The sequence below is a fragment of the Streptomyces sp. NPDC057654 genome (assembly GCF_042800135.1).
Classification (GTDB): Bacteria; Actinomycetota; Actinomycetes; order Streptomycetales; family Streptomycetaceae; genus Streptomyces.
Window position 1 is genome coordinate 1 of record NZ_JBHVHQ010000767.1, and the last position, 4,174, is coordinate 4,174.

Genomic DNA, 4,174 nt, shown 5'->3' on the forward strand with positions numbered 1-4,174 from the left:
GTGTCGTGGGCTCCGCCCTTCCGCTGTTCCGTCTACGGCCCTACGGCCCGTCGGGGCCTGTGCTCACCAGGCCGCGGGCGCGTAGTCCTTGAGGAAACAGCCGTACAGGTCCTCGCCCTGCTCGCCGCGGACGATCGGGTCGTAGACCCGCGCCGCGCCGTCGACGAGGTCCAGCGGGGCGTGGAAGCCGTCCGCCGCCAGCCGCACCTTGTCCGGGTGCGGGCGCTCGTCGGTGATCCAGCCCGTGTCGACGGCGGTCATCAGGATGCCGTCCGACTCCAGCATCTCCTGGGCGCTGGTGCGGGTGAGCATGTTCAGGGCGGCCTTGGCCATGTTGGTGTGCGGGTGGCCCGCGCCCTTGTAGCCGCGGCTGAACTGCCCCTCCATCGCGGAGACGTTCACCACGTACTTGCGGCGCGCCGAGGCCGCCGCCATCGCCGGGCGCAACCGGCTCACCAGCACGAACGGCGCCGTCACATTGCACAGCTGCACTTCGAGCAGCTCCACCGGATCGACCTCGTTCACCCGCTGGATCCAGCTGTTGGACGCGTCGAGGTCCGGTACGAGCCCGCCCGCGTCGATCGCGGTCCCCGCCTCGACCCGCGCGAGCGACGCCGAGCCGCTGGTCAGCGCCAGGTCGGTGAGGGTCTGCGGGGTCAGCGCGTCATGGCCGGCGATGGCCGGGCCCGGCAGCTCGGGCTGCGCACCGCTGCCGAACGCCCCGAAGACGACGGACTGCGGCAGCTCCCCCGCCGGCAGCGGGCCCGCCTCGGCGTTGATCAGTTCGCGGTACGCCTGCGGGGAGCGCCGTACGGTCTGCGCGGCGTTGTTGATCAGGATGTCCAGCGGGCCGTCCGCGCTCACGGAATCGGCGAGCGCCACGACCTGCGCGGGGTCGCGCAGGTCGATGCCGACGACCTTGAGCCGGTGCAGCCAGTCGCCGCTGTCCTCCATCGCCTTGAACCGCCGGATGGCGTCGTTCGGGAAGCGGGTGGTGATCGTGGTGTGCGCGCCGTCGCGCAGCAGCCGCAGCGCGATGTACATGCCGATCTTGGCCCGGCCGCCGGTGAGCAGCGCGCGCCGCCCGGTCAGGTCGGCGCGGGCGTCGCGGCGCGCCCGGTTCTGCGCGGCGCAGTCGCGGCACAGCTGGTGGTAGAACGCATCCACCTCGACGTAGCGCGTCTTGCAGATGTAGCAGGAGCGGGGGCGCTCCAGGATGCCGACGATCTCGGCGGCCGAGGTGGCGGCGAGCGGTATGCCGCGCGTCTCGTCGTCGATGCGGTCGGCGGCGCCGGTGGCCGTGGCCTCGGTGACCGCCTTGTCGTTGGCGGTCTTCGCGGCCCGGCGCTCCTGGCGGCGGCGCTGCTTGACCGTGCGGTAGATGCCCGAGGTGGCGCGGCGGATCGCGATGGCGTCGGGGTGGTCCACCGGCAGTTCGTCGAGTTCCGCGAGAACGCTCAGGCAGACGGCCATGCGCTCCGCGTCGATTCCGGGGACGTCGGCGTCGGCGTCGGCACCATCGATGCCGGAGGTATCCGCGTCGGCACCATCGATGCCGGGCGCCTCCGCTCGGCCCTCCGGCTGCGGTTCGCCGCCCTGGGCGGGGATCGCGGGCTGTCCCGCCCCTGCCGGGTGCTCGGCCGCCTGACCGGCCCTGTTCTCTTCAGTGACCGTCATCGCCGGTGCCGTTTCCCACTCTGTCCGTCTGTTCCGTCCGGGCCTCGGCCCGGTTCAACCCTCAGCAGAACTTTACTTGACGTTTTCGGCCCGGCTGCGGCTCAGCCCGCTCACCCCAGGCCGTACGTCCGTACCGCCGTCCCCGCGAAGACCGCCGCCCGCTCGGCCGGGCCGAGGCCGTCCGTCAGCTCGCGCGCGGCGGCCAGGACCTCGCCGTACGAGGCGGCGAGGCGGCAGACCGGCCAGTCGGAGCCGAACATCAGCCGGTCGGGGCCGAAGGCGTCGAGCACGGTGTCGGCGTACGGGCGCAGGCCGTCCACCGTCCAGGCCGCCCAGTCGGCCTCGGTGACCATGCCGGAGAGCTTGCAGACCGTGTTGGGCTGCTCGGCGAGCGCGCGGACCGCGTCGGCCCAGGGCCGTAGCGTGCCCGTGGCGATGGGCGGCTTGCCTAGGTGGTCGAGGACGAAGGTGAGCTGCGGCAGGGCCGCCGCGGCGGCGCGCGCGGCGGGCAGCTGGTGGTCGAGGACGACGAGGTCGTAGGCGAGACCGGCCGCGGCGACCGCCGCCAGCCCGCGGCGCACGTCGGGTCGGAGCAGCCAGTCGGGGTCCGTCTCGCCCTGGACCTGGTGCCGGATGGACACCAGGTGTTCGCCGCCGGGCAGCTCGCGCAGGGCGGCGAGGGCGTCGGCGACGCCGGGCGCGGTGAGGTCGGTCCAGCCGACGACTCCGGCGATCAGCTCGTCCGCCGCGGCGAGCGCGAGCAGTTCCGGGGTCTCCTCGGCCACCGTGACCGTCTGGACGACCACGCTCGCGGTGACCCCGGCGGCCGTCGCCTCCTCGCGGAGGTCGGCCGGGGAGAAGTTCCGTCGCAGCGGCGCCATCCGGGGCCCGGTGATCCAGTCCTGGTCCCGTACCGCCAGGTCCCAGACGTGGTGGTGCGCGTCCACGATCCCGGCCGGGGGTGCGGCGCCGCGGTCGATGGGTGGTGTGGTCACGGCGTCACAGCTCCCATACGACGGGCAGCCCTGCGGCGGCTCCGTCCGGCGAGTAGTCGTGGGCGGTCGTCAGCAGCTCGTCCATCCGTGCCTGCCAGGCGACGTTGACCGGCAGTTTCTCCAGCTCGGCGAGCATCTTCGGATAGTCGGGGCACTCGATGAGGTGGAAGAGGTCGGTGCCGCTGCGCCAGATCGTCCACGAGGTGGCTCCGGCGGCCCGGATGGCGGCGACCAACTCGGCGGGCACTTCGCGGTGCGCCGCCTCGTACTCGTCGATCCGCTCGGCGCGGACCGTGGTGTGCAGGGCGATCCTCATGGCGGCTCCCGTTCCTGGATCGGTCGAATGGTCGGTGCGGGTGCACTGACGGCGGTGGGGGTGTACGGGCGGGCGCCTCGCCCTGAAGGGGCGCGGGGAACCGCGCGAACGGCCACGACGTACCCGCGGGCGACATACCGGGCTTCCAATGGCCCTACAAGCGGGGCGCTCACCGCCCCGTAGGCACCGGCACCCGTTCCGGCAGCAGACCGCTCCCCCGCAGTTCGGCCCAGAATCCCTCCGGCACCGGCCGCCGCAGCAGGTCCGCGCCGTCGCGGACCTCGTCCGCCGAGCGGGCGCCGACCAGGACGCTCGCGACGGCCGGGTGGCCGAACGGGAAGTGCAGGGCCGCCGCCCGCAGCGGTATGCCGTGCCGCTCGGCCACGGTCCGGGCGGCCAGCGCCCGGTCCAGTACGGGCCGGGGCGCGGCTTCGTAGTCGTACCGGGCGCCGGGGCGCGGGTCGGCGAGCAGCCCGGAGTTGAAGACCCCTCCGACGATCACGCTCTTGCCGCGGGCCGCGGCCTCGGGGAGGAGTTCGGTCAGGCCGCTCTGGTCGAGGAGGGTGTAGCGGCCGGCGAGCAGCACGGCGTCGACGTCGGTGTCGCGCACGAAGCGGGCGAGCGGCGCGGCGTGGTTCATGCCCGCGCCGATCGCGCCGACGACGCCTTCGGCGCGGAGCCGTTCCAGGGCGGGATAGCCCTGGTCGAGGGCCTGTTCGAGGTGGTCGTCGGGGTCGTGCAGATAGACGACGTCGACGCGCTCCAGGCCGAGCCGGGCGAGACTGGCCTCGATGCTCCGGAGCACGCCGTCCGCGCTGAAGTCCCAGATCCGGCGGTGGGTGGCGGGCACGGCGAAGCCGCCTTCGGTGTCCTCGCCGACGGCGGCGGGGTCCGCCTCCAGCAGCCGTCCGACTTTGGTGGACACGGTGTACTCGGCGCGCGGCCGGTCGCGCAGGGCGGCGCCGAGGCGGCGTTCGGAGAGGCCGAGGCCGTAGTGCGGCGCGGTGTCGAAGTAGCGCATTCCCTCGTCCCAGGCGGCGTCGACGGCCGCCCTGGCGTCGGCGTCGCTCACGGGGGTGTAAAGGTTGCCGAGGCCGGCCGCTCCGAAGGACAGCTCGGTGACGGGGACCGTGGTGCGGCCGAGCCGGGTGGTCCTCATCGTTCGGCCGGGCGCAGTCGCAGGCCC

At 73.8% G+C, this 4,174-nt stretch carries 4 protein-coding genes; all 4 read right to left on the bottom strand.

Annotated features, from left to right (window positions below):
• Positions 1–63 precede the first annotated feature (63 nt).
• Positions 64–1,473, bottom strand: a complete 1,410-nt coding sequence (locus ACFU99_RS35395) for an SDR family NAD(P)-dependent oxidoreductase (RefSeq protein ID WP_384400252.1) — start codon at positions 1,471–1,473, stop codon at positions 64–66.
• A gap of 314 nt (positions 1,474–1,787) precedes the next feature.
• Positions 1,788–2,672 carry an amidohydrolase family protein gene (locus ACFU99_RS35400; RefSeq protein ID WP_384400246.1) on the bottom strand — a complete coding sequence of 295 codons (885 nt, stop codon included), beginning with the start codon at positions 2,670–2,672 and terminating at the stop codon, positions 1,788–1,790.
• Between the two features lie 4 nt (positions 2,673–2,676).
• Positions 2,677–2,988: an L-rhamnose mutarotase gene (locus tag ACFU99_RS35405; RefSeq protein ID WP_384400249.1), complete on the bottom strand. Its 312-nt coding sequence runs from the start codon at positions 2,986–2,988 to the stop codon at positions 2,677–2,679.
• 169 nt (positions 2,989–3,157) lie between these two features.
• A complete protein-coding gene (locus ACFU99_RS35410) occupies positions 3,158–4,147 on the bottom strand; it encodes an aldo/keto reductase (protein WP_384400255.1) in 990 nt (329 codons plus the stop codon).
• Between the last annotated feature and the right edge of the window lie 27 nt (positions 4,148–4,174).

Bases quoted from the DNA above. Each gene is read 5' to 3' on its own strand.
- ACFU99_RS35395 (WP_384400252.1), bottom strand. From the start codon at position 1,473: ATGGCCGTCTGCCTGAGCGTTCTCGCGGAACTCGACGAACTGCCGGTG.
- ACFU99_RS35405 (WP_384400249.1), bottom strand. From the start codon at position 2,988: ATGAGGATCGCCCTGCACACCACGGTCCGCGCCGAGCGGATCGACGAG.
- ACFU99_RS35410 (WP_384400255.1), bottom strand. From the start codon at position 4,147: ATGAGGACCACCCGGCTCGGCCGCACCACGGTCCCCGTCACCGAGCTG.